This is a genomic window from Pseudomonas khavaziana (assembly GCF_036704165.1).
Taxonomy (GTDB): domain Bacteria; phylum Pseudomonadota; class Gammaproteobacteria; order Pseudomonadales; family Pseudomonadaceae; genus Aquipseudomonas; species Aquipseudomonas khavaziana.
In genome coordinates, this window is sequence record NZ_CP129946.1 from 4,631,656 (window position 1) to 4,654,698 (window position 23,043).

Sequence of the window (23,043 nt, forward strand, 5' to 3'; positions counted from 1 at the left end):
GCGTGAATCGCTTGCAGACCATCGATGTAGGTACATTTCACGGTGTTCATCCTGCCTTAACCGACCCGTTTAGCCGGGTGGTGGTAAAGGTCGGCGAACATATCGGCCATCGCTTCCTCGCTAGGCTCTTCTTGCATTTGCACACTTACGGCACGGCTGACCAACTGATGACGGCGCGGCAGATGCAGATCATCCGGGATCCGCGGCCCGTCGGTCAGGTAGGCGACCGGTAATTCATGGCTGATGGCCAGGCTCAACACTTCGCCCAGGCTCGCAGTTTCATCGAGCTTGGTGAGGATGCAACCGGCCAGGCCGCAACGCTTGTAACTGTGATAAGCAGCGGTAAGAACCTGTTTCTGGCTGGTGGTTGCAAGCACCAGGTAATTTTTCGACTTGATGCCACGCCCGGCCAGGCTTTCGAGTTGCATGCGCAGCGCCGGGTCGCTGGCTTGCAGGCCGGCGGTATCAATCAGCACCACGCGCTTGCGCAGCAGCGGGTCGAGGGCATTGGCCAGGGACTGGCCCGGGTCGACGTGGGTCACCGGCACATTGAGGATGCGCCCCAGGGTCTTGAGCTGCTCCTGGGCGCCGATGCGGTAGCTGTCCATGCTCACCAGGGCGATATTCTGTGCGCCGTACTTGAGCACATAACGAGCGGCCAGCTTGGCCAGGGTGGTGGTCTTGCCCATGCCGGCAGGGCCGACCATGGCAATCACACCGCCCTCTTCCAGAGGTTCGATTTCCGGCGTCGCGATCATGCGTGCCAAGTGCGCCAGCAGCATGCGCCAGGCCTGGCGGGGTTCTTCGACTTCGGCGGTCAAGGCCAGCAAATCGCGGGACAACGGGCCGGACAGGCCGATGCGTTGCAGGCGACGCCAGAGGTTGGCCTGTTGCGGCTTGCTGCCTTGCAGTTGCGTCCAGGCCAGCGAGCCCAGCTGCACTTCGAGCAATTCGCGCAGACCGTTGAGTTCAAAGCGCATCGAGTCGAACACACGTTGGTCGACAGCGGCGGCCGGGCCTGGCGCAGCTGGACGCGGTGGCTCGATGAACGTCGGTTCTACCAGCGGCTCGGCGGCGGTCAATGGCAGGCCGGCGAACAATTGGCGATTGGTGCTGGCATCGCTGTCGCCACGCATGCTCAGTTCAGCCTGGGCCGACACAATGCGCGAGGCAGTCTTGCGCAGCTCGTCTTCGAGTTCCATGTTCGGCACACGCGGGGCCAGGGCCTGGGGCGTGTAATCCAGCGCAGCCGTCAGCTCGACACCGCCGGCAATCCGACGGTTACCGATAATCGCGGCGTCGGCGCCCAGCTCATCACGGACCAGCTTCATGGCCTGACGCATATCGGCGGCGAAAAAACGCTTAACTTGCATAACCCACTACCTCAGCCATTGGGCCCTACTGTCGCGACGATAGTCACTTGCTTATTGTCAGGAATTTCCTGGTAAGCCAACACGTGCAGATTCGGTACAGCCAGGCGTCCAAAGCGCGACAACATCGCCCGAACCGGACCGGCCACCAAAAGAATGACCGGGTTGCCCTGCATTTCCTGGCGCTGCGCGGCGTCGATCAACGAACGCTGCAGCTTTTCAGCCATGCTCGGCTCCAGCAAAACACCTTCTTCCTGGCCCTGACCGGCCTTCTGAATACTATTGAGCAATATTTGTTCCAACCTTGGCTCCAAGGTGATAACAGGCAGCTCGGACTCAATGCCTACAATGCTTTGCACGATTGCACGGGACAATCCGACGCGCACCGCCGCCACCAGAGCGGCAGTATCTTGACTCTTGGCGGCATTGTTGGCGATGGCCTCGGCAATGCTGCGAATGTCGCGCACCGGCACCTGTTCGGCCAGCAGCGCCTGCAATACCTTGAGCAATTGCGACAGCGTCAGCACGCCCGGCACCAGCTCTTCGGCCAGTTTCGGCGACGACTTGGCCAGCAAGCCCATCAATTGCTGGACTTCCTCATGGCCGATCAGCTCGTGGGAGTGCTTGTAGAGAATCTGGTTGAGGTGGGTGGCGACCACCGTACTGGCATCGACCACGGTGTAACCCAGGGACTGGGCCTGGCTGCGCTGGCTGACTTCGATCCACACCGCTTCCAGGCCAAAAGCCGGATCTTTGGCGGTGATGCCGTTGAGGGTACCGAACACCTGGCCGGGGTTGATCGCCAGTTCGCGGTCCGGGTAGATCTCGGCTTCGGCCAGGATCACCCCCATAAGGGTCAGGCGGTAGGCACTGGGGGCCAGGTCGAGGTTGTCGCGGATATGCACGGTGGGCATCAAAAAGCCCAGGTCCTGGGACAGCTTCTTGCGCACGCCCTTGATCCGCGCCAGCAATTGCCCGCCTTGGTTGCGGTCCACCAACGGGATCAGGCGGTAGCCGACTTCCAGGCCGATCATGTCGATCGGGGTCACGTCATCCCAGCCCAACTCCTTGGTTTCCTGGGCGCGGGCCGGGGATGGCAGCAGTTCCTGCTGGCGTGCAACCTCCTGCAGGGCCTGGACCTTGACCTGGTTCTGCTTTTTCCAGAACAGGTAGGCACCGCCACCGGCCAAGGCCGCCATGGTCAGGAACGACACGTGGGGCATGCCCGGCACGATGCCCATGATCGCCATGATGCCCGCCGCCACGGCCAAGGCCTTGGGAGACGCGAACATCTGCCGGCTGATCTGCTTGCCCATGTCTTCGGAGCCCGAAGCACGGGTGACCATGATGGCCGCCGCTGTGGATAACAACAGTGATGGCAATTGCGCCACTAAACCGTCACCGATGGTCAGCAAGGCGTACACCTTGCCGGCATCGCCGAAGGTCATGCCGTGCTGGAAGATACCGACTGCAATACCGCCGATCAGGTTGATAAACAGAATCAACAGGCCGGCGATGGCGTCACCGCGCACAAATTTGCTCGCACCGTCCATGGAGCCGTAGAACTCGGCTTCCTGAGCCACTTCCAGGCGGCGGGTCTTGGCTTGGTTCTGGTCGATCAGGCCGGCGTTGAGGTCGGCGTCGATGGCCATCTGCTTGCCGGGCATCGCATCGAGGGTAAAGCGTGCGCTCACCTCGGAAATCCGCCCGGCGCCCTTGGTCACCACCACGAAGTTGATGATCATCAGGATCGCGAACACCACGATACCGACCACGTAGTTACCGCCGATCACCACCTCACCGAAGGCCTGGATCACCTTACCGGCGGCGGCGTGGCCGTCCTGGCCGTGGAGCATCACCACCCGCGTCGACGCCACGTTCAGCGCCAGGCGCAGCAGAGTCGCAATCAGCAGGATAGTGGGGAATACCGCGAAATCCAGCGGCCGCAGCGCATACACGCAGACCAACAGGACCACGACGGACAGGGCAATGTTGAAAGTGAAGAACACATCGAGCAGGAACGGCGGCATCGGCAACATCATCATTGCCAGCATCACCAGCAACAACAACGGCACACCCAGATTGCCCCGCGACAGGTCAGTCAGGGTGCCACGGGCCGTGTTGAGCATTTGAGAGCGATCTACCACCGGTATTCCTCGTGTCCTTGAAGCAAAGTTTTGACGCTGGAAGGCGACTTGGAGGCGGGGTTGCAAGAAGCCTTCCAACTTTGCTTTTGGGCTCGGAGAACCTCGCAAACACCCCGGGTCACCGGGTGTAAATCAATCCAAATGTGGGAGCAAGCCCCCTCCCACATTTGATCTGTGTACAGCCGGGGCTATCGAGGAAATTTCTGACAAGGATTTGGGGTTGCCCCTAGGAAACCGGCTCTCTAGTCTCCGTACACCGCTGCAAACGCAGCGGTCGGGCGTCGCGGCCCGGTTCACAACGGAGCAAAAGCACCATCTCCCTTTCAGTAAGCGGTTTTTTATCGTCTACTGTGCGGCGCTATGGCGGCTGTGCGCGGGATACCTTCGGGTATGCCGGGTTGCTCCTTCACCGGTCCGCGAACCTGCGTACAGCTGCCACCCCCCATCGCGTCGCGGCGATCAGTGGCGGCTCCATTTTCGTAAGGAGCTTTACAATGATCAAACCCACCCCAAATCCCCCCATCCGGCTGTTTACCGTAGCCGACGGCATCAGCACCGAAGACCTGCTGGTCAACCTTAGCGAAACCCTCGCCTCGGCCAATGCCCTGAGCTGCGACCTGGCCTTTGACTTGGAAGGTTCGAAACGAGAGGAGTTGCTCGGCGTTGCGCAGTTGATCGAACTGGCGCAATTACTGGCTGATCGTGTGCACGCTGGCGCAGAACCGACGAGCGCCGCAAGTAGCGGGTGATACGGCTGAAACGGGGGAAGTCTTCCCCAGTGCTGTGTGTCAGGTAATTAAACCATTGATGACAAATACTGATCGCCAGCGTCGAATCGACCATTCCCGTGCGCGAGCGTGGGAATGATTTGAATAGCGATCGATTTTTGATTGACAGTTAATGCTTACGTCACGCTTCGGAGATTTTCCGCAACTTCCTTTCCCGTCCGCCTATCGCTTAGGACGTCGTATTGCACCTTTTGCCCTTCTACAAGCGTTGGCAAATCCGAACGCTCAACTGCTGAAATATGAACAAAAACTTCCGTTCCACCGGCGTCCGGAGTAATAAACCCAAACCCCTTGGTTGCGTTGAAGAACTTGACCGTGCCCATTGCCATGATGGCTCCCCTCGACTCATTCCATAGCCGCACATCCGCGTGCGACATCACAACCTTATCTAACCGTAAAGACATGGCCCGGACTACTGTCAAAGTTAACAGTCGGTTAATGGTTCCGACAGCCGGAATACGGCGGCCTGGAGGGCAAGTCAGCATCCAAATCTGGATCTGTGTACGGAGCAGGCACCAAGGAAATTTCTGACAAGAATTTGGGGTGCCGCCTGGGATGCTCTGCGTCCCCGAGGCTGGTGCACGGCTTGAGCCCTGCGCAAGGGTGACGCGTAGCGTCACGGGATGCATTCCCACGCAGGAGCGTGGGAACGATCAATCAGGCTTTCAAAGGACTCTTACCCCCGTGGCCACAGGGCCTTTTGTGCGCTCCACTAATTCAAAGCTCACTTTCTGCCCCTCACGCAAAGCTTCGTTCTTGTTTTGCAACTCCCTCCAATGCACATAAATATCCTTCCCCCCACCATACGGGGTTATAAAACCAATCCCCTTCTCCGCGTTAAACCACTTCACAGTACCCTCGCTCATTACCGTTCTCCTCACATCTATCGACTTGCTCAGATAAAGTGCTGCCTACCCATGACACCGTGAGAAGAGACTGCTGACTACTGTCAAACCTGACAGGTTGCTGATGATTCCGATGATCGGCGTAGGCGTAACGCGCTCGACAATCAACTGAACTTATCTGAGTTGAAATCAGCCCCCCTCCCACATTTGAGCTGTGGACAGCCAGTGCTACCGAGGAAATTTCTGACAAGGATTTGGGGTTGCCCCTAGGAAACCGGCTCTTTAGTCTCCGTACACCGCTGCAAACGCAGCGGACGGGCGTCGCGGCCCGGTTTACCAATGCGCAGAAGCGTCATTGTCCGCTTTCAGTCAGCGATTTTTTGTCGTCTACTGTGCGGCCTTATGGTGGCTGTGCGCGGGATACCTTCGGGTATGCCGGGTTCCTTGGTAACCGGTCCGCGAACCTGCGCACAGCTGCCACCCTCCATCGCGTCGCGGCGATCTGTGGCAGCTCCACCTTTACCGAGGAACTTCACAATGATCAAACCCACCCCAAATCCCCCCATCCGGCTGTTTACCGTAGCCGACGGCATCAGCAGCGAAGACCTGCTGGTCAACCTCAGTGAAACACTCGCTTCGGCCAATGCCCTGAGCTGCGACCTGGCATTTGACCTGGAAGGCCCTAAACGAGAGGAGTTGCTCGGCGTTGCGCAGTTGATCGAACTGGCGCAATTACTGGCTGATCGCGTGCACGCTGGCGCAGAACCGGCGAGCGCCGCAAGCAGCGGATAACACGGCTGAAAATGTGGGAAGGCTTACCTCCTATTGCTGCGTGTCAGGCAATAAACCACTGATGACAAATTCTGATCGCCGCCGTCAAACCAATCATTCCCGCGCGCGAGCGTGGGAATGACTTGAATACCGATTGATTTTTGATTGACAGTTAATGCTTAACTCACGCGTTTAAGATTTACCGCAGAGTCCTTTTCCGAAACCCCCTTTTCGAGATCGTATTGCACCTTTTGCCCTTCCGAAAGCTCTCCCAAACCCGAATTCTTAACTGCTGAAACATGAACAAAAACTTCCGCTCCACCGTTGTCCGGAGTGATAAATCCAAACCCTTTAGTTGCGTTGTAGAACTTGACCGTGCCCATTGCCATGATGGCTCCCCTCGACTCATTCCATAGCCGCACATCCGCGTGCGACATCACAACCTTATCTAACCGTAAAGGCATGGCCCGGACTACTGTCAAAGTTAACAGTCGGTTAATGGTTCCGACAGCCGGAATACGGCGGCCTGGAGGGTAAGCCAGCATCCAAATCTGGATCTGTGTACGGAGCAGGCACCAAGGAAATTTCTGACAAGGATTTGGGGTGCCGCCTGGGATGCTCTGCATCCCCGAGGCTGGTGCACGGCTTGAGCCCTGCGCAAGTGTGACGCGGAGCGTCACGGGATGCATTCCCACGCAGGAGCGTGGGAACGATCAAAGCCTTTAAAGAGGCCGTATATTCTCGGCCTGCGGACCTTTTGGTCCTTGTGCCATATCAAATTCCACTTTTTGGTTTTCTTGCAAGCTTTTGTATCCAGCCGTGGTAATTGCCGAGTAATGGGCAAAAACATCCGCACTCCCATCATCCGGGGTAATAAAACCGAAGCCCTTCTCCGCGTTGAACCACTTCACAGTACCCGTTGCCATTGCCTTTCTCCTTACACCGATAGACCCGCCCTGCACGCTCGCGTCGACGGGAAGCGCATAAACGCCCTTGGGTTTATGGATCATCTGAAACGTTATCTGCTCACCAATCGACAGTGCAGCCCAATGCCAATCGCTCCAGTCGATGAAAACGCTTTCTTGCTCGTCATTCAGCGCAATCAACCACTCTCCCCGAGTCAGCTCATAGGATTTGACAGTACCTGTAGCCAGCTTCAATACCGCTCTCCCCTGCATCCGGTTTACTACATGCGCGAAGTGCTTGCGATCTGTACTAAACAACGGCACGCGCCCTTTGGCTACTGTCAAAGTTGACAGGTAGACGCGAGCAGCCGATGGGTGCTAGCGCCGTCGAATCATGTATCCAGTGATTTTTTCCGCTTGCGGGGTTTTCGCCGCTTGGGCGCGGCGGGCGGAACTTCAGCGTTCTTAGCGCCTTTGGACTCAACAGCAACCTCATTGCCATCACGGTCTCGGGCAATAAAGCCAATGCCCTTGACCGCATCGAACCACCTGACCGTGCCCTTATCCACCTGTACCTCCCGAGGCGCGCATGGCTGCGCGCCCCATCGCTGTATCAAACAGTGAAGGCGGCGTCATGGCTACTGTCAAAGTTGACAGGTAATGGGCACCCTCTTGTAGGAGCGAGCTTGCTCGTGAAGGCGGGCAACGATAACGCGGGAATCAGGACGAACGCGACGACCCTGAGTTTTTCGCGAGCAAGCTCGCTCCTACAGAGGCAGGCATAAAAGCTCGATTTCAGGAATCGCGACGTAAATCCGGCGGGATCGGCAGGTCTTTGAGTGGGTCCGGGCGCTTGCCCTTGCCGGCGCGGTATTGGCGGATCTGGTAGACGTACGCCAGCACCTGGGCCACCGCCAGGTACAACCCGGCCGGGATTTCCTGGTCGAGGTCGGTGGAGTAGAAGATCGACCGCGCCAGCGCCGGGGATTCCAGCAGCAGGATGTCGTTGGCCACGGCGATTTCGCGGATTTTCAGCGCGGTAAAGTCGCTGCCCTTGGCCAGCAACATCGGCGCACCACCCTTTTCGGGGTCGTACTTGAGGGCCACGGCGTAGTGGGTCGGGTTGGTGATGATCACGTCGGCGTCGGGCACCGAGGCCATCATCTTGCGCTGGGACATTTCCCGCTGCAGTTGGCGGATGCGTTGCTTGACCTCGGGGCGGCCTTCCTGGTCCTTGTGTTCGTCGCGCACTTCCTGCTTGGTCATCAGCAGTTTCTTGTGGCTTTCCCACAGCTGGATCGGCGCATCCACCGCGGCGATGAGGATCAGCCCCAAGGCCATCCACAGGGAACTCCAGCCCACCACTTGCACGCTATGGATGATCGCGGATTCGAGCGGCTCATGGGCGATGCGCTGCAAGTCATCGATGTCGGACGACAGTACGGCCAGGGCCACGAACAGAATCAGGATGAACTTGGCCAGGGCCTTGAGCAGTTCCACCAGGGCCTTGGCGGAAAACATGCGTTTGAGCCCGGCGCCGGGGTTCATGCGGCTGAATTTGGGCGCCATGCTGCCGGCGGCGAACAACCAGCCGCCGAGCGCCACCGGGCCGATCAGCGCGGCGAGCAACAGGGTGATCAGGATCGGTTGCACCGCCAGGATCGCGATCTGGCCCGAGTGCAGCAGGTACTGGCCCATGGCGCCGGGGCTGAGCAGTACCTCACGGGGCAGGCTGAAGTTGTGCTTCATCAGTTCCATCAGGTCCAGCGCCAGGCCACCGCCATAGATCAGCAAGGCACCGGCGCCGGCCATCATGGTGGCGAAGGTATTCAGCTCTTTGGAGCGTGCAATCTCGCCCTTTTCCCTGGAGTCCTTTTTACGTTTCTCCGTGGGGTCTTCTGTCTTGTCCTGACCACTCTCGCTCTCGGCCATGGCTCAGCGCGCCCGTGCCAGATCACGTAAGAACTGCAAGGCATCGGTGGCCAGCGGTTGATACTGATTGAGAATGTCAGCCAGGCCGATCCAGAAAATCCCCATGCCCAACACCAGGGTCAAGGGGAAACCGATCGAAAAGATGTTCAGTTGCGGCGCCGCACGGGTCATCACGCCAAACGCAATGTTAACCACCAACAGCGCGGTGATCGCCGGCAGCACCAGCAGCAGCGAGGCGCCCAGCACCCAGCTGAGGCGTCCCACCAGCTCCCAGAAATGATTGACCACCAGCCCCGAGCCCACCGGCAAGGTGGTAAAACTCTCGGTGAGCACTTCGAATGCTACCAAATGGCCGTTCATGGCCAGGAACAGCAAGGTCACCAGCATGGTCAGGAATTGCCCGATCACCGCCACCGACACACCGTTGGTGGGGTCGACCATCGAAGCGAAGCCCATACCCATCTGGATCGAGATGATTTGCCCGGCGATTACAAACGCCTGGAAGAACAGCGTGAGGGAGAACCCCAGTATCACCCCGATCAGTATTTGTTCGGCAATCAGCAACAGCGCACTCAGGTCCAGCGCGTTCACCGGCGGCATCGGCGGCAAACCGGGCACGATCACCACGGTAATGGCGACAGCGAAATACAGCCGCACACGCTGCGGCACCAGGGTGGTACCGAACACCGGCATGCTCATCAACAGCGCCGCCACGCGAAACAGCGGCAGGATGAACGAAGCCACCCAGGTGCTGATCTGGGTGTCGGTGAGGGCCAGCAACGACTGCATCAGGTCAGCCGATCAACTGCGGAATACTGCCGTACAGCTGCAGGATGTATTCCATAAAGGTTTGCACCAGCCACGGGCCGGCGACGATCAGGGTGACCAGCATCACCAGCAGGCGCGGCAGGAAGCTCAAGGTCTGTTCGTTGATCTGGGTCGCGGCCTGGAACATCGCCACCAACAGGCCGACCAGCAGGCTCGGCACCACCAGCACGGCGACCATCATGGTGGTCAGCCACAGCGCTTCACGGAACAGGTCGACGGCGACTTCTGGGGTCATGCTGCTTCACCTAACAAATCACACGCCTCCGAAACTGCCGGCCAGGGTGCCGATAATCAGCGCCCAGCCGTCCACCAGCACAAACAGCATGATCTTGAACGGCAGCGAGATGATCAACGGCGAGAGCATCATCATACCCATGGCCATCAGCACGCTCGCCACCACCAGGTCGATGATCAGGAACGGGATAAAGATCATGAAGCCGATCTGGAACGCAGTCTTCAATTCAGAGGTGACGAACGCCGGCACCAGGATAGTCAGCGGCGCCTGGTCCGGGGTGGCGATGTCGGTGCGTTTGGACAGGCGCATGAACAGCTCGAGGTCGCTGGAACGGGTCTGCGACAGCATGAAGTCCTTGATCGGGCCCTGGGCCTTGTCGATCGCGTCCTGGGCGTTGAGCTTTTCCGCGAGGTAAGGTTGCAGGGCTTGCTGGTTCACCTTGTCGAACACCGGCGCCATGATGAACAGCGTCAGGAACAGGGCCATGCCGGTGAGGATCTGGTTCGACGGCGTCTGTTGCAGGCCCAGGGCCTGGCGCAGGATCGAGAAGACGATGATGATCCGCGTGAAGCTGGTCATCAGCATGACAAACGCCGGGATAAAACTCAGCGCGGTCATGATCAGCAGGATCTGCAGGCTGACCGAATACTCCTGGGCACCGGCCGCGTTGGTGCCCAGGGTGATCGCCGGGATCGACAACGGGTCGGCCCCCAGGGCCATCGGCGCGGCCAGCAACAGCATGAGCGTCAAGAAAACGCGCATTACTTCTTATCCTTCTGATCCTTGCCCAGCAACTCCATCAGGCGCTGGGCGAATTCTGGCGTGGCGGCCTCGGTCTTGGCCGTGTCCACCGGTGTCTTGAGTACGTGCAGCGGGGTGATGCGCCCGGGAGTGATGCCGAGCAGGATCTGCTCCTCGCCGACCTGCACCAGCACCAGGCGATCCCGTGGGCCGAGGGCGCGCGAGCCTACCAGCTCGATGACCTGGGCATTGCCCGGGCCGATGCCCTGCACGCGGCGCATCAGCCAGGCCAGCACGAATATCAAGCCGACCACCAGCAACAGGCCCAGCACCAGCTGGGTCAATTGCCCGCCGACGCCGCTGCCGACCACCGGCGCCGCAGCCGCCTGGGCAACCGGCTCCGCCGCCAGGGCGCTCAATGGCAGCGCCAGCAACAGTCCCGCCATCGAATACTTCATCTCAGCGCAACTTCTTGATGCGTTCGCTCGGGCTGATCACGTCCGTCAGGCGAATGCCGAACTTCTCGTTGACCACCACCACTTCGCCGTGGGCGATCAGGGTGCCGTTGACCAGCACGTCCAGGGGCTCACCGGCCAGGCGGTCCAGCTCGATCACCGAGCCTTGGTTGAGTTGCAGCAGGTTGCGGATGTTGATTTCAGTGCTGCCCACTTCCATGGAGATCGATACCGGGATGTCGAGGATCACATCCAGGTTCGGACCATCGAGGGTCACAGGCTCATTGTTCTTCGGCACGCTGCCGAATTCTTCCATCGCCAGGCGATTGCCAGCCGGTGCGGTGGCGGCGTCGGCGGCCAGCAGCGCGTCGATGTCGTCCTGACCGACATCGCCGGTTTCTTCCAGGGCCGCAGCCCACTCGTCGGCCAGGGCCTGGTCTTCGGCGGAAGTGTTTTCGTGTTCGGTAGCCATTACATGTCCTCGGCGAAGCAAACATTCATAAATAGGGGTGCATCAGCGGCGGGTGATCGGCTCGACCACCTGCAGCGCCAGGTTGCCCTTGTGGGAACCGAGCTTGACCTTGAACGACGGCACGCCGTTGGCACGCATGATCAGTTCTTCCGGCAACTCGACGGGGATGATGTCCCCCGGTTGCATGTGCAAAATATCCCGCAGGCGCAACTGGCGACGAGCCACGGTGGCGCTCAGGGGCACGTCGACGTCCAGCAGGTCTTCGCGCAGGGCCTTGACCCAGCGCTCGTCCTGGTCGTCGAGGTCGGACTGGAAGCCGGCGTCGAGCATCTCGCGCACTGGCTCGATCATCGAGTACGGCATGGTCACGTGCAGGTCGCCGCCACCACCATCGAGCTCGATGTGGAAGGTCGACACCACAATCGCCTCGCTGGGGCCGACGATGTTAGCCATGGCCGGGTTCACTTCCGAGTTGATGTACTCGAAATTGACTTCCATGATCGCCTGCCAGGCCTCCTTCAAGTCGATGAAGGCCTGTTCCAGCACCATGCGCACTACACGCAGTTCGGTGGGGGTGAACTCACGCCCTTCGATCTTGGCGTGGCGGCCGTCGCCACCGAAGAAGTTGTCCACCAGCTTGAACACCAGCTTGGCGTCGAGGATGAACAGCGCGGTGCCGCGCAACGGCTTGATCTTGACCAGGTTGAGGCTGGTGGGCACGTACAGCGAGTGCACGTATTCACCGAACTTCATCACCTGCACGCCGCCCACCGCCACGTCCGCCGAACGGCGCAGCATGTTGAACATGCTGATGCGGGTGTAGCGGGCAAAGCGTTCGTTGATCATTTCCAGGGTCGGCATGCGTCCACGGACGATGCGATCCTGGCTGGTCAGGTCGTAACTTTTGACGCTGCCGGGTTCGGCAGCCATTTCGGTCTGTACCAGACCATCGTCCACGCCGTGCAACAGCGCATCGATTTCATCCTGGGACAGCAGGTCCTGCACGGCCATGTCGTGATCCTACTGCAATACGAAGTTAGTGAAGAGCGCCTGCTCGACCACGACTTTGCCGAGTTCTTTCTGGGCCACTTCCTGCACGCTTGCAGTGACCTTCTGACGCAGCATTTCCTGGCCGACCGGGGTGGCGAGGCTGTCGAAGGCCTGGCCGGAGAACAGCATCACCAAGTTGTTACGGATCACCGGCATATGCACCTTGAGGGCATCCAGGTCCGCCTGGTTGCGCGCCAGCAAGGTGATGCTCACCTGCAGGTAGCGCTGACGACCGTTGACGTTGTAATTGGCAACAAACGCCGGAAGCATCTGTTCGAAGATTGCCGGTTGCTTGACGTTGGTGGCGGTTTCAGCGGCGGGCACCGGCTTGCTTGCACTGCTGTGCATGATGTACCAGGTGCCGCCAATCGAGGCGCCGATGGCCAGGAGCAGGCCCAGCACAATCAGCAGGATCAGCTTGAGCTTGCCTTTGCCTGCTGCGGGGGGAGTTGCTGCGTCGTCGCTCTTCGCCATGCCAATAATCCGTCACTATTCGGGGATTCATAGATCTACGGGAAGGCAAGAGCAAGTGTTATGCCAGAGTTGTCTGGCAATACGGGAAGAACCAACACCACGAAACAAATGTGGGAGGGGGCTTGCTCCCGATAGCGGTGTGTCAGCAATGGATTTGTTGACTGACACACTGCTATCGGGAGCAAGCCCCCTCCCACATTTGGATCTCTATTTGACTCAGGTCAGGCGTAGTAATCGACGGCGCTGGAGCCGATCACGGTTGAGGTCACTGGCGCTGCAACTTCAGCCACGTCAACTTGACTGCCAGTGTCAGCGCTATCACCACGCCGACCGCCACTGCCCACGCCCCGCGCCTGGCCCTGCTGTTGCTGCTGGTCCTGCCCCCGCGATTGGTCAGACACATTCACATCCACCTGCCCCATACCTTGCTGGGCGAACATTTCGCGCAAGCGCCCAGACTGGCTTTCCAGCGCTTCACGCACCACCGCATGGCCGCTCATGAAGTTGACCTGGGCCTGCTGGTCCGCCGTCATATTGACCTTGATATCCAGACGCCCCAATTCAGCCGGCTGCAACTGGATCTCCGCCGACTTGAGGTTGGCGCTGGAGAGGTACATCACGCGGTTGACCACTTCTTCGGTCCAGCCGCTCTGGTGCATGGCCAGCGGCGCATTGGTGACCGGCGGCAAGGCATTCGCGGTTTTCGGCGTGGCGGCCTGGGTCAGCGCGGCCAGGCGGTTGGCGAAATCATCCACGCGGGTGTCGCTGTTGGCGTTCTTGAGGTCCTTGAGGCCGTCATCGATCAAACCGCTGAAAGCATTGTCGCCACCCTGGTCGGTGCTGTCCTTGGTGGCTTGCTGGTCGACCATAGTGGCCAGGCCGGCGGCAAAGCTCTGCGCGGCGGTCGGTTGATCCTGGGGCGCGGTTTTCTGCGCCGCCTGGCTGCTGGCCGACACGTGACCGCCCTGCTCCATCGCCAGGCGCACAGCGGGCATCGCATCCAGGGGGTCAGCCTCCGGGTCGAAGGCCGTTAGCTTGGCTTCGTCGGTCACGGCGACCGGCAGGGCCGCGTCCTCGGCGGCCACGGCGGGAGCCGAGGCTTGCACGGGCACAGGCACCGGCGTCACCGCAGCGATCACCGCCGGATCAACCACCGGGTCAACCGGGGGCTGCTGCGCCTGGGACGGGTCGGTGGCTTTGTCGCCGTCGCTGCCAGCGCCGTCGTCGGTCTTGGCCGCCGGCTTGGCAGGCAAGGAATTGCCGTTATCGGCAACCGCTGGTTTGCTGGCGGCAGGCGTATCGCTATCGGCAGCCGGTTTGGCGTTGGTATCAGCAGGCTTGTCACGGGTGACTTTGCCTGGGCTGTCGCCGACCTTCGGCGCCGGCTTGGGACCTTGGTTGGCAAACACTTGAGCAAAGCCAGCACCCTTGTCACGCGGGGCCGCAGCCGCTACCGCCGGGGTGGCGACAGGCGCTTGAGGCTTGGTCGCGGGGGCAGCCTGTAGAAGCGAATTGGGAGCGACTGGCATAAGTAAGGGTCTCCACTGCATGAAGGTCGGGGATGCAGTCCATGGAGATAGAGCAAGAGTCGGGCCAGGTTTACAAAATGCCTGGATATATCAGATTCAATGTAGGAGCGAGCTTGCTCGCGAAAAACTCACAGGCGCCGCATTCATCCAGGAAGCACGCGTTATCGTTGACGTTTTTCGCGAGCAAGCTCGCTCCTACATTCATACAGTGGCTTGACCAGCGCGAACTCATGATCAATCTGATCAACCAGAGCGCCTAAATCCGAGGCCGCCTCGACGGCCTCGGTCTCCAGCAACTCACACAATTGGGCCAAACGCACCGCCCCAAGATTGCCGCTGCTGCCTTTGAAACTGTGGGCAATCCGTCCCAACGTTTTGGCGTCGCCCCCAGCCTTGCGCAGTGCTGCGACGCGCTCTTGCGAGTCCTCAATAAAGGTGTCGAGCAACGTCGGGTACTCGCTCTCCATCACTTCCTGCAGGTCCGACAACACGTCGGGGTCCAAATGAATCTCAGCCACTTGCTCGCTCCTTGATCAAGAATCGGCGGATTATGCCAGAGCCTCCCAACAAAATTCCACGCAGACACTGCGCCCGCCATCGGACCAGCGTACGGCGCTGCTCAATTGACGCACCAGACTCAAGCCCCGGCCAGACAGACGGTCGACGTCCACCGGCCGCGCCAATTCCTTGTCTACGTCAAAACCCGACCCGCTGTCTTCAACCCGCAAGGTCATGGTGCCGCCCTGGTCGGTCGGTACCACCTGCACATGCACGCGCACATAGCCGCTGTTCAATTGTGCCAGCCGCTCATTGCGCTGGCGATAATACTGCGCAAAACCCTGCGCATCGCGCTTGAGCGCCGAATCCAGGCCGAGCACGCCATGCTCCAGGGCATTGGAATACAACTCGGCCATCACGCTATAAAGCGCCCCGCCCTGCTCGCGCAGGCCGTGGACCTCCAGCAGCAGCTGCAGCAAGTACGGCAGCGGGTTGTAGTTTTTGAGAGTCTGGGCGCGAAACTCGAAACTCACCGACCAGTCCAGCGGGCTCGACTGGCCGCTGTCGGCATACATCGGCTCAGCCACCCGCAGCGGCGGAGCGGACAGCAAGGTGATCTCGACCATGCTCACATCGTCCCGCGCCTGGCCGCGAAATGCTGCCAGGGCCTGTTCGATATCCTCGAACAGGCGGTCGGGCTCGCGGTTGGCGGCGAACACCTGTTGCAAGCGGGCGGCACCGAACAGTTGGTCGTTGGCGTCAGCGGTATCCAGCACGCCATCGGAGAGCAGGAACACCCGGTCGCCCAAGGCCATGGGCCAGACCTCGGTGCTGTCATCGAACGCCTCCGCCGACAACACCCCCAAGGGCAGATGTCGCGATATCAACGGCGTGCGCCGGCCGGTGGCGACTTCATGCACATAGCCTTCGGGCATGCCGCCGTTCCACACCTCCACCGCCCGCCGCTGGGCGCTCAGGCACAGCAAGGTGGCACAGCAGAACATGTCCACCGGCAGGATACGCTTGAGCTTGGCGTTCATCTCTCGCAACGTCTGGGTCAAGCCATAACCCTTGGCGGTCATGCCGTAGAACACCTCGGCCAGGGGCATGGCACCGATGGCAGCAGGCAGCCCATGGCCGGTGAAGTCGCCGAGCAACACATGCATGTCACCGGACGGTGTGTAGGCCGCCAGCAGCAAGTCACCGTTGAACAGCGCATAGGGCGATTGCAGGTAGCGGATATTCGGTGCGGCGTTGATACAACCGGAATGGGCAACCTTGTCGAACACCGCCTTGGCCGCCCGCTGCTCATGCAGCAGGTGTTCGTGGTGCCTGGCGATCAGGTCACGCTGTTGCAGGACCGTGGCCTGCAGGCGCCGCAGGCGGTCCATGGCGTTGATCTTCGCCGCCAGGATCAGCGGGTTGTAGGGTTTGGGCAGGAAGTCGTCGCCACCGGCATCCAGGCACTGGGCCAGGGCTTCGCTCTCACGCAACGAGGTGAGGAAGATAATCGGCACCAGCGCCTCCCCCGCCAATTGCTTGATCTGCCGGGCGGCTTCGAAGCCATCCATCACCGGCATCAGCGCGTCCATCAACACCAGTTGCGGGCGCTCGTGGGCAAAGATCTCGACCGCCTCGACACCATTGCCGGCGGTCAGCACCCGGTGCCCCTGGCGACGAATGATGGTCGACAGCAACAGACGGTCGGCGGCGCTATCTTCGGCGATCAGGATGGTCAGCGCCTCAAGGACCGGGGCCAGGGCGCTCAACTGATGTCGAACAGCTTGTCGAAGTTAGAGATGGCGAGGATCTTGCGCACGTCGGAGTTGCTGTTGAGCACACGGACCTCAGCGTCCTCTCCGCCGGCGTGATCACGTAGCAGCAGGAGCATGCCCAAGGCAGAACTGTCCATGTAGGTGGTCTCCTTGAGATCGACAATATAGGTCTCGGGCACCTTGTAGAAACGCTCGTAGGCGTCCCGAAACGCCTGATGACTGCCGAAATCGAACCGGCCCTTGATTGCGATCGTCAACTTCTTCCCGTCCAGGGATACTTCTGACTCGACTGACATGTGACTGCTTCCTTGTCGTTGGCACTGTGCAACAAGGTGTAGCAGGCGAACCGGATCCAAGCAACACATCGGATCAAATGTGGGAGGGGGCTTGCTCCCGATTGCAGTGTGTCAGTCAACAAATCCATAGCTGACACACCGCTATCGGGAGCAAGTCGAATCGTCGCACCGCCCCTCCCACATTTGTCCTGCGTCGTCAGTTAGAACTGTTCGTGGCGGGGCAGGCGCTGGGACAATTCATCGAGCAGCTTTTGCTCGCGTTTGTCTTCGATGGCCCGGGCCTCGTCGATATAGCGCTGCACCAGCTTGCGCAGCCCTTCGACACGGGCGAACGCCGCTTGCCAGGCCTCACGGGCCTTGTCGAGGTTGTTTTGGTGCCAGGCCAGGCTCTGGCGCTGTTGGCCGACGGCTGTTTCAAGCTGATTGAGAAAGCCCTGATAACCCATCAGCCACTGGCCGGACACGCCCTTGCTGCCGCGTTCGATCCACTGTTGCTGGTATTCGACGCGAAAGCGCTCCAGGTCGCCCAGCTTGCTCTCCGCCAGGCGCACCTGGCCCTGGAAATAACCCAGACGCTGCACGGCGGCTTTTTCGGCCTTCTCGGCCATGTCCACCACCGGGGCCAGGCGCGCGGCGCGGCTGTTGGCCATGGCTTAGCCGCCCGGCGCGGGGGCGAAGATGGACTGCAGATGCGCCTGGCTTTCGGCCATGCTGATCTTGTCGTTGAGGCCCTGGCGCAGGTAGGTCACCAGTTGCGGTTGCAAGGCGATGGCCAGGTCGGTGTCGCGGTCGCCACCGGCCACATAGGCACCGACGCTGATCAGGTCGCGGCTCTGCTGGTAGCGTGACCACAGCTGCTTGAATTGCTGGGCACGGGCCATATGCTCGGGCGTGACCACCGACGGCATGACCCGGCTGATGGACGCTTCGATATCGATGGCCGGGTAGTGCCCCTCTTCCGCCAACCGCCGCGACAGCACGATATGTCCGTCGAGCACGCCTCGCGCCGAGTCAGCAATCGGGTCCTGCTGGTCGTCGCCTTCGGATAGCACCGTATAGAACGCCGTGATCGAGCCACCGCCGGCCTCGGCATTACCAGCGCGTTCCACCAGTTTGGGCAACTTGGCGAATACCGACGGCGGGTAGCCCTTGGTAGCGGGCGGCTCGCCGATGGCCAGGGCGATTTCCCGCTGGGCCTGGGCGAAACGTGTGAGCGAGTCCATCAGCAACAGGACATTCTTGCCCTTGTCGCGAAAATATTCAGCGATGCGCGTGCAGTACATGGCGGCGCGCAGGCGCATCAGCGGCGCATCGTCCGCAGGCGAGGCCACTACCACCGAACGCTTGAGCCCTTCTTCACCGAGGCTGTGCTCGATGAACTCCTTGACCTCACGCCCCCGCTCACCGATCAAGCCCACCACAATGATATCGGCCTCGGTAAAGCGCGTCATCATGCCCAGCAACACCGACTTACCCACGCCGGTACCGGCGAACAGGCCCAGGCGCTGGCCGCGACCGACCGTCAATAAACCGTTGATGCTGCGAATGCCCACGTCGAGCGGCACGCTGATAGGGTTGCGCTTGAGCGGGTTGATGGTGGGCCCGTCCATCGGCACCCAGTCTTCGGCTTTCATGCCGCCCTTGCCGTCCAGCGCGCGCCCGGCGCCGTCGAGCACACGGCCGAGCATGCCCATGCCCATGGGCAGGCGACCGGTATCGGCCAGCGGCACCACGCGGGCGCCGGGGGCGATGCCGGCGAGGCTGCCCACCGGCATGAGGAAAATCTTGCTGCCGGAAAAGCCCATTACTTCAGCTTCGACCTGCACCGGGTGGTAACTGTCGTCGTTGATCACCATGCAACGACTGCCCATGGCGGCGCGCAGCCCCTCGGCTTCGAGGGTCAGGCCGACCATGCGCAACAGGCGCCCTTCGAGGATCGGCTGGCCGGGCAACTCGGTCGCCTCGGCGTAGCTGCCCAGGCGCTTGGCGAAACTGGTGCGATCAAGGCGCATCGGAGGCGTCCAGGTCAACGCTCAAGTCCGGCTCTGCCGGGTGCAGGGCTTGCTCATGCAGTTGGTCCAGCAATTTGGCCATGATCTGGCTGATGCGGGTTTCCACCGTGGCATCGATGCGGCTGTGTTCGGTCTCGACGCGGCACCCACCGGGCAGCAACGCGGCATCCTCGACGATGCGCCAGGTTTCTTCATGGCGCTCGCGCAGGGCCTTGACCTGCTCGAAATCCTGCGGGTTGATGTACAAGCGCACATTGCCGACACCCAGGGGCAGCAGCTTGAGGGCTTCGCGCATCACGCTTTCGATCTGGCTGGAATCGAGCACCAGCTCGCGCTGGATCACCTGGCGGGTGATGTGCTGTACCAGGCCGACCATGGATTTTTCCAGCTGCGTATCCTGTTCGGCAATCGGGTCGAACAGGTTGGCCATCAGGCGTTCCAGGCTGGCCACTTGGGTGGCCAGCGCCGCCTCGGCTTCCTGGCGGACCTTGAGGGTGGTGCTGCGAAAACCGTCTTTTTCACCCGCGGCAAAGCCTTCGTTGTAGGCCTCCTGGCGGATGGCCTCCAACTCGTCGAGGGTCAGTGGCTGGACTTCATCCAGCGGCACTTCTTCCATTTCCGCCGGTGCTTCCTCGACCGGTTCAGGCTCAGGCTGCGGCACATGGGGATCGAAGCTGGGCAGCGACCAGATGTCGAACCCACCGACATCCCGCGCGCGAATCAGATCGCTGGGCGTCTCATCTTTGTTCGACATGGGAGGCGCCTTAGATCATTTCTTCGCCGCCCTTCCCGCCGAGAACGATTTCTCCGGCTTCGGCCATACGGCGGGCAATGGTGAGGATTTCCTTCTGGGCGGTTTCCACGTCGCTGACGCGCACCGGACCCTTGGCTTCCAGGTCGTCGCGCAACAGCTCCGAGGCGCGCTTGGACATGTTCTTGAAGATCTTCTCCTTGACGTTTTCGTCCGAACCCTTGAGGGCCAGCACCAGCACGTCGGAGGATACTTCGCGCAGCAACGCCTGGATGCCACGGTCGTCGACATCGGCAAGGTTGTTGAACACGAACATCAGGTCTTCGATCTGGCCGGACAGGGTGTCGTCGATCTCGCGGATCGAGTCCATCAACTGGCCTTCGACCGAGCTGTCGAGGAAGTTCATGATGTCGGCCGCGCGCTTGATGCCACCCAGGGTGGTGCGCGAGGCATTCGAGTTACCCGAGAATTGCTTCTCGAGAATCGTGTTGAGTTCTTTCAGCGCCGCCGGCTGCACGGTGTTCAGCGACGACACGCGCAGGATGATGTCCAGGCGCACTTTATGGTCGAAGTGGCCGAGCACTTCACCGGCCTGGTCCGGGTCCAGGTAGGCCACCACGATCGCCTGAATCTGCGGGTGCTCGTAGCGGATCACGTCAGCCACCGCACGCGGCTCCATCCATTTGAGGCTGTCCAGGCCACTGGTGTTGCCACCCAGCAGGATGCGGTCGATCAGGCCGTTGGCCTTGTCTTCGCCCAGGGCCGAGGTGAGCATCTTGCGGATGTAGCTGTCGGAGCCGACGCCCAGGCTGGTCTGGTCGCCGACGATCTCGACGAATTCACTCATCACCTGCTCGACTTGCTCGCGGTGCACATTGCGCATCTGCGCCATGGCCACGCCTACACGCTGGACCTCTTTAGGGCCCATGTGGCGCAGCACTTGGGCGGCATCGGTTTCACCCAGGGACAGCAGCAGCACTGCAGCTTTGTCGACCCGGGAAAGCTTGGCCACAGCGGCTCGATCATTCATCTGCGTTAATCCACTCTTTCACGACCTGAGCCACACGGCCCGGGTCTTCTGCTACCAGACTCTTGATTGCGTTCAACTGAGCGTCATAGCCTTCGCTCGGGCTTGGCAACAGGATGCTTTGCGGGCCGCCGAGGCTGACGCGGTCGTTGGCCAGTTCGCCGTCCAGGCCGCCCATGCCACCCAACTCGACGTCACCACCGGCCAAGGCCAGCTGTTTCTTGCTGCCACCGGTGATGTTGTTGAGCACCGGGCGCAGCACGCCGAACACCAGCACCAGGATGAACAACACCCCCAGCACTTGCTTGACGATGTCCCAGAACCAGGGCTGGGTGTAGAACGCCGGGTCAGCAATCACTTCGCTGCGTTCGGCGGAGAACGGCATGTTGATCACGCTGACGCTGTCACCACGGCTGGCGTCGAAACCGACGGCGTCCTGCACCAGGCGCGTGAAGCGCGCCAATTCGTCGGCGGTCCAGGGTGCACGGGTGACGGCACCGTCAGCGGCGTTGACCTTGACCTGGTCATCGACCACCACCGACACCGACAGGCGATTGATCTTGCCCTGTTGCTGCTTGGTGTGGCTGATAGAACGGTCGAGTTCGAAGTTCTTGGTGGACTGGTTACGCTTGTCCGCAGGATACGGCGCAAGCATCGGCTGGCCGGTGGCCGGGTCCATGATCTGCTGGCCGTTGGCATCCAGCAGCGGCTGGCCGGGCTGGATCGCGCCAGCAGTGGCAGCAGCGCCCCCGGTGGTCTGCGGTGCCGAGGCGGCCGACGGTGGCTGGTTGCTCAAGGCCCCCGGCACACCTTGCGGGCCATTGGCGGCGGTGCGCTGCTCGCTGGTGGACTGCTCGCTGCGCAGCGCCGGCTGGTCAGGGTTGAACTGCTCGGAGGTGGACTCGACGGCACTGAAGTCCACGTCGGCAGACACTTCCGCCTTGTAGCGGTCGTTGCCCAGCACCGGTTGCAGGATGTTGTGCACGCGCTGGGTGAGCATGCTTTCCATGCGGCGGCTGTAATCGAATTGCTTGCCGGCCTGGGTCAGCGCCGAGTTTTCCGCCATGTCGGAGAGCAGGTTGCCCTTCTGGTCGACCACGGTAATTTGCGACTTGCTCAATTCCGGAACGCTGGTAGCCACCAGGTTGACGATCGCCAGCACCTGGCCAGGCTCCAGGGAGCGGCCGGAAAACAGTTCGACCAGTACCGAGGCGCTGGGCTTGCGTTCGTCACGCACGAACACCGAGCTTTTCGGAATCGCCAGGTGCACACGGGCACCCTTGACGTTATTCAGGCTGGAGATGGTGCGCGCCAGTTCGCCTTCCAGACCACGACGGTAGCGGGTGGCTTCCATGAACTGGCTGGTACCCAGGCCCTGGTCCTTGTCGAGGATTTCAAAACCGATATTGCTGTCGGACGGCGTCACGCCAGCGGCAGCCAATTTCATCCGCGCACGGGCCACATCATCGGCCTTGACCAGCAAAGCCCCGGAGTTGGGCTCCACGGTGTAGGCGATGTCGGCGGCGGCGAGGGTTTCCATGATCTGCTTGGAATCCATGCCCGCCAGGCTACCGTACAGCGGACGGTAATCAGGTTGTTGCGACCACAACACCACGGCAAAACCGATCGCCACGCTGGCCGCCAGGCCGACCATCAGGCCCACCTGACGCAGCATGGTCATTTCCGAGAGGTTTTCCAGGAACGACAGGCCAAACAGCGGCGGTTTGCCGTCTGTCTTGGCGGGGAGGTTGTCGGAGAGTGCTTCAGCCATGACTTAAATCTCGTCCTTAAACCGGCATCTGCATGATGTCTTGGTAAGCCTGAACCAGCTTGTTACGCACTTGGGTCAAGGCCTGGAAGGACACACTGGCCTTTTGCGAGGCAACCATCACATCGGTGAGGTCCACGCCGCTTTTACCGATCTCGAACGCAGTGGCCAGCTGGCTGGACGCCTGCTGGGTATCACTGACTTTATTGATTGCCTGGCCGAGCATGTCGGCAAAACTGCTTTGGCCCAATTCCGGTGCTGGCGCGACGGATTTCGGCTGAGCCATGGCGTCCATTTGCATGGCGCGCATATCCAACATCAACCGATTGAACTCAATACCCTGGCTCATGAACTTCTCTCTCCGACAACCCGCA

General features: G+C 60.8%; 27 protein-coding genes. 2 read left to right on the forward strand and 25 right to left on the reverse strand.

The annotated features are described in order from the left end of the window. Positions 1–56: 56 nt before the first annotated feature. A complete protein-coding gene (gene flhF, locus QYQ93_RS20530) occupies positions 57–1,373 on the reverse strand; it encodes a flagellar biosynthesis protein FlhF (protein ID WP_338475375.1) in 1,317 nt (438 codons plus the stop codon). 11 nt (positions 1,374–1,384) lie between these two features. After that, positions 1,385–3,499, reverse strand: coding sequence for a flagellar biosynthesis protein FlhA (gene flhA, locus QYQ93_RS20535; protein WP_043049699.1), 2,115 nt, complete (start codon positions 3,497–3,499; stop codon positions 1,385–1,387). Positions 3,500–4,011: 512 nt separating this feature from the next. Here flhA and QYQ93_RS20540 point away from each other — a divergent pair. Then, positions 4,012–4,266: a DUF6124 family protein gene (locus QYQ93_RS20540; protein ID WP_338475376.1), complete on the forward strand. Its 255-nt coding sequence runs from the start codon at positions 4,012–4,014 to the stop codon at positions 4,264–4,266. A gap of 155 nt (positions 4,267–4,421) precedes the next feature. On the opposite strand, the gene QYQ93_RS20545 is transcribed toward QYQ93_RS20540, so the two are convergent. Continuing rightward, positions 4,422–4,634 (reverse strand): cold-shock protein, encoded by a 213-nt coding sequence (locus QYQ93_RS20545; protein ID WP_338475377.1) that lies wholly within the window; start codon positions 4,632–4,634, stop codon positions 4,422–4,424. A 336-nt stretch (positions 4,635–4,970) separates the two neighbouring features. Continuing rightward, positions 4,971–5,171 (reverse strand): cold-shock protein, encoded by a 201-nt coding sequence (locus tag QYQ93_RS20550; protein WP_338475378.1) that lies wholly within the window; start codon positions 5,169–5,171, stop codon positions 4,971–4,973. A 516-nt stretch (positions 5,172–5,687) separates the two neighbouring features. On the opposite strand from QYQ93_RS20550, the gene QYQ93_RS20555 reads away from it, so the two are divergent. Next, complete coding sequence (locus QYQ93_RS20555; RefSeq protein WP_043049696.1) at positions 5,688–5,942, forward strand: DUF6124 family protein; 255 nt, start codon at positions 5,688–5,690, stop codon at positions 5,940–5,942. Between the two features lie 158 nt (positions 5,943–6,100). Here the strand turns inward: QYQ93_RS20555 and QYQ93_RS20560 are convergent, their stop codons facing one another. From QYQ93_RS20560 to fliE, 21 genes are all read right to left on the reverse strand, one after another. After that, entirely contained in the window at positions 6,101–6,310 is a 210-nt protein-coding gene (locus QYQ93_RS20560) for a cold-shock protein (protein WP_043049705.1), read from the reverse strand. 333 nt (positions 6,311–6,643) lie between these two features. Further along, the gene (locus tag QYQ93_RS20565; protein WP_043049704.1) at positions 6,644–6,847 is read right to left on the reverse strand and encodes a cold-shock protein; all 204 of its coding nucleotides are present in this window, start codon (positions 6,845–6,847) and stop codon (positions 6,644–6,646) included. A 371-nt stretch (positions 6,848–7,218) separates the two neighbouring features. Then, entirely contained in the window at positions 7,219–7,395 is a 177-nt protein-coding gene (locus QYQ93_RS20570) for a cold-shock protein (protein WP_124421754.1), read from the reverse strand. 226 nt (positions 7,396–7,621) lie between these two features. Beyond that, entirely contained in the window at positions 7,622–8,758 is a 1,137-nt protein-coding gene (flhB, locus tag QYQ93_RS20575; RefSeq protein WP_043049695.1) for a flagellar biosynthesis protein FlhB, read from the reverse strand. A 3-nt stretch (positions 8,759–8,761) separates the two neighbouring features. Continuing rightward, complete coding sequence (gene fliR, locus QYQ93_RS20580; protein ID WP_217881727.1) at positions 8,762–9,547, reverse strand: flagellar biosynthetic protein FliR; 786 nt, start codon at positions 9,545–9,547, stop codon at positions 8,762–8,764. 4 nt (positions 9,548–9,551) lie between these two features. Further along, on the reverse strand, positions 9,552–9,821 hold the full coding sequence (gene fliQ / locus QYQ93_RS20585) for a flagellar biosynthesis protein FliQ (protein ID WP_003175300.1): 270 nt from the start codon (positions 9,819–9,821) through the stop codon (positions 9,552–9,554). A gap of 18 nt (positions 9,822–9,839) precedes the next feature. Beyond that, the gene (gene fliP / locus QYQ93_RS20590; protein ID WP_043049693.1) at positions 9,840–10,583 is read right to left on the reverse strand and encodes a flagellar type III secretion system pore protein FliP; all 744 of its coding nucleotides are present in this window, start codon (positions 10,581–10,583) and stop codon (positions 9,840–9,842) included. Continuing rightward, complete coding sequence (gene fliO / locus QYQ93_RS20595; RefSeq protein WP_338475379.1) at positions 10,583–11,020, reverse strand: flagellar biosynthetic protein FliO; 438 nt, start codon at positions 11,018–11,020, stop codon at positions 10,583–10,585. The genes fliP and fliO overlap by 1 nt, the downstream gene beginning before the upstream one ends. A gap of 1 nt (position 11,021) precedes the next feature. Beyond that, entirely contained in the window at positions 11,022–11,489 is a 468-nt protein-coding gene (fliN, locus tag QYQ93_RS20600) for a flagellar motor switch protein FliN (protein ID WP_043049691.1), read from the reverse strand. A 42-nt stretch (positions 11,490–11,531) separates the two neighbouring features. Beyond that, positions 11,532–12,500: a flagellar motor switch protein FliM gene (gene fliM / locus QYQ93_RS20605; protein WP_043049690.1), complete on the reverse strand. Its 969-nt coding sequence runs from the start codon at positions 12,498–12,500 to the stop codon at positions 11,532–11,534. Positions 12,501–12,509: 9 nt separating this feature from the next. After that, entirely contained in the window at positions 12,510–13,013 is a 504-nt protein-coding gene (fliL, locus tag QYQ93_RS20610) for a flagellar basal body-associated protein FliL (RefSeq protein ID WP_043049689.1), read from the reverse strand. A gap of 221 nt (positions 13,014–13,234) precedes the next feature. Then, the gene (locus QYQ93_RS20615) at positions 13,235–14,542 is read right to left on the reverse strand and encodes a flagellar hook-length control protein FliK (RefSeq protein ID WP_338475380.1); all 1,308 of its coding nucleotides are present in this window, start codon (positions 14,540–14,542) and stop codon (positions 13,235–13,237) included. 161 nt (positions 14,543–14,703) lie between these two features. Next, entirely contained in the window at positions 14,704–15,060 is a 357-nt protein-coding gene (locus QYQ93_RS20620; RefSeq protein WP_043049687.1) for an Hpt domain-containing protein, read from the reverse strand. 30 nt (positions 15,061–15,090) lie between these two features. Then, a complete protein-coding gene (locus QYQ93_RS20625) occupies positions 15,091–16,809 on the reverse strand; it encodes a fused response regulator/phosphatase (RefSeq protein WP_338475381.1) in 1,719 nt (572 codons plus the stop codon). Then, entirely contained in the window at positions 16,806–17,111 is a 306-nt protein-coding gene (locus tag QYQ93_RS20630) for an STAS domain-containing protein (protein WP_043049685.1), read from the reverse strand. The genes QYQ93_RS20625 and QYQ93_RS20630 overlap by 4 nt, the downstream gene beginning before the upstream one ends. Positions 17,112–17,311: 200 nt before the next feature. Continuing rightward, positions 17,312–17,761 (reverse strand): flagellar export protein FliJ, encoded by a 450-nt coding sequence (gene fliJ / locus QYQ93_RS20635; RefSeq protein ID WP_043049684.1) that lies wholly within the window; start codon positions 17,759–17,761, stop codon positions 17,312–17,314. A gap of 3 nt (positions 17,762–17,764) precedes the next feature. Further along, positions 17,765–19,123: a flagellar protein export ATPase FliI gene (fliI, locus tag QYQ93_RS20640; RefSeq protein WP_043049683.1), complete on the reverse strand. Its 1,359-nt coding sequence runs from the start codon at positions 19,121–19,123 to the stop codon at positions 17,765–17,767. Further along, positions 19,113–19,877: a flagellar assembly protein FliH gene (gene fliH / locus QYQ93_RS20645; protein ID WP_043049682.1), complete on the reverse strand. Its 765-nt coding sequence runs from the start codon at positions 19,875–19,877 to the stop codon at positions 19,113–19,115. Before fliH ends, fliI begins: the two co-directional genes overlap by 11 nt. A gap of 10 nt (positions 19,878–19,887) precedes the next feature. Then, entirely contained in the window at positions 19,888–20,904 is a 1,017-nt protein-coding gene (gene fliG / locus QYQ93_RS20650; RefSeq protein WP_003192957.1) for a flagellar motor switch protein FliG, read from the reverse strand. Then, positions 20,897–22,672: a flagellar basal-body MS-ring/collar protein FliF gene (fliF, locus tag QYQ93_RS20655; protein ID WP_043049681.1), complete on the reverse strand. Its 1,776-nt coding sequence runs from the start codon at positions 22,670–22,672 to the stop codon at positions 20,897–20,899. Before fliF ends, fliG begins: the two co-directional genes overlap by 8 nt. Before the next feature lie 16 nt (positions 22,673–22,688). Continuing rightward, positions 22,689–23,018 carry a flagellar hook-basal body complex protein FliE gene (gene fliE, locus QYQ93_RS20660; protein ID WP_005790083.1) on the reverse strand — a complete coding sequence of 110 codons (330 nt, stop codon included), beginning with the start codon at positions 23,016–23,018 and terminating at the stop codon, positions 22,689–22,691. Positions 23,019–23,043: the final 25 nt, after the last annotated feature.

Coding starts and splice junctions, on each gene's coding strand:
- fliE (WP_005790083.1), bottom strand. CDS start 23,018: ATGAGCCAGGGTATTGAGTTCAATCGGTTGATGTTGGATATGCGCGCC.
- flhF (WP_338475375.1), bottom strand. CDS start 1,373: ATGCAAGTTAAGCGTTTTTTCGCCGCCGATATGCGTCAGGCCATGAAG.
- fliH (WP_043049682.1), bottom strand. CDS start 19,877: ATGTCGAACAAAGATGAGACGCCCAGCGATCTGATTCGCGCGCGGGAT.
- fliL (WP_043049689.1), bottom strand. CDS start 13,013: ATGGCGAAGAGCGACGACGCAGCAACTCCCCCCGCAGCAGGCAAAGGC.
- QYQ93_RS20545 (WP_338475377.1), bottom strand. CDS start 4,634: ATGGCAATGGGCACGGTCAAGTTCTTCAACGCAACCAAGGGGTTTGGG.
- QYQ93_RS20540 (WP_338475376.1), top strand. CDS start 4,012: ATGATCAAACCCACCCCAAATCCCCCCATCCGGCTGTTTACCGTAGCC.
- fliG (WP_003192957.1), bottom strand. CDS start 20,904: ATGAATGATCGAGCCGCTGTGGCCAAGCTTTCCCGGGTCGACAAAGCT.
- flhA (WP_043049699.1), bottom strand. CDS start 3,499: ATGCTCAACACGGCCCGTGGCACCCTGACTGACCTGTCGCGGGGCAAT.
- flhB (WP_043049695.1), bottom strand. CDS start 8,758: ATGGCCGAGAGCGAGAGTGGTCAGGACAAGACAGAAGACCCCACGGAG.
- QYQ93_RS20630 (WP_043049685.1), bottom strand. CDS start 17,111: ATGTCAGTCGAGTCAGAAGTATCCCTGGACGGGAAGAAGTTGACGATC.
- QYQ93_RS20555 (WP_043049696.1), top strand. CDS start 5,688: ATGATCAAACCCACCCCAAATCCCCCCATCCGGCTGTTTACCGTAGCC.
- QYQ93_RS20550 (WP_338475378.1), bottom strand. CDS start 5,171: ATGAGCGAGGGTACTGTGAAGTGGTTTAACGCGGAGAAGGGGATTGGT.
- fliP (WP_043049693.1), bottom strand. CDS start 10,583: ATGCGCGTTTTCTTGACGCTCATGCTGTTGCTGGCCGCGCCGATGGCC.
- fliF (WP_043049681.1), bottom strand. CDS start 22,672: ATGGCTGAAGCACTCTCCGACAACCTCCCCGCCAAGACAGACGGCAAA.
- fliJ (WP_043049684.1), bottom strand. CDS start 17,761: ATGGCCAACAGCCGCGCCGCGCGCCTGGCCCCGGTGGTGGACATGGCC.
- fliM (WP_043049690.1), bottom strand. CDS start 12,500: ATGGCCGTGCAGGACCTGCTGTCCCAGGATGAAATCGATGCGCTGTTG.
- QYQ93_RS20560 (WP_043049705.1), bottom strand. CDS start 6,310: ATGGCAATGGGCACGGTCAAGTTCTACAACGCAACTAAAGGGTTTGGA.
- fliN (WP_043049691.1), bottom strand. CDS start 11,489: ATGGCTACCGAACACGAAAACACTTCCGCCGAAGACCAGGCCCTGGCC.
- fliO (WP_338475379.1), bottom strand. CDS start 11,020: ATGAAGTATTCGATGGCGGGACTGTTGCTGGCGCTGCCATTGAGCGCC.
- QYQ93_RS20615 (WP_338475380.1), bottom strand. CDS start 14,542: ATGCCAGTCGCTCCCAATTCGCTTCTACAGGCTGCCCCCGCGACCAAG.
- fliQ (WP_003175300.1), bottom strand. CDS start 9,821: ATGACCCCAGAAGTCGCCGTCGACCTGTTCCGTGAAGCGCTGTGGCTG.
- fliR (WP_217881727.1), bottom strand. CDS start 9,547: ATGCAGTCGTTGCTGGCCCTCACCGACACCCAGATCAGCACCTGGGTG.
- QYQ93_RS20565 (WP_043049704.1), bottom strand. CDS start 6,847: ATGGCAACGGGTACTGTGAAGTGGTTCAACGCGGAGAAGGGCTTCGGT.
- fliI (WP_043049683.1), bottom strand. CDS start 19,123: ATGCGCCTTGATCGCACCAGTTTCGCCAAGCGCCTGGGCAGCTACGCC.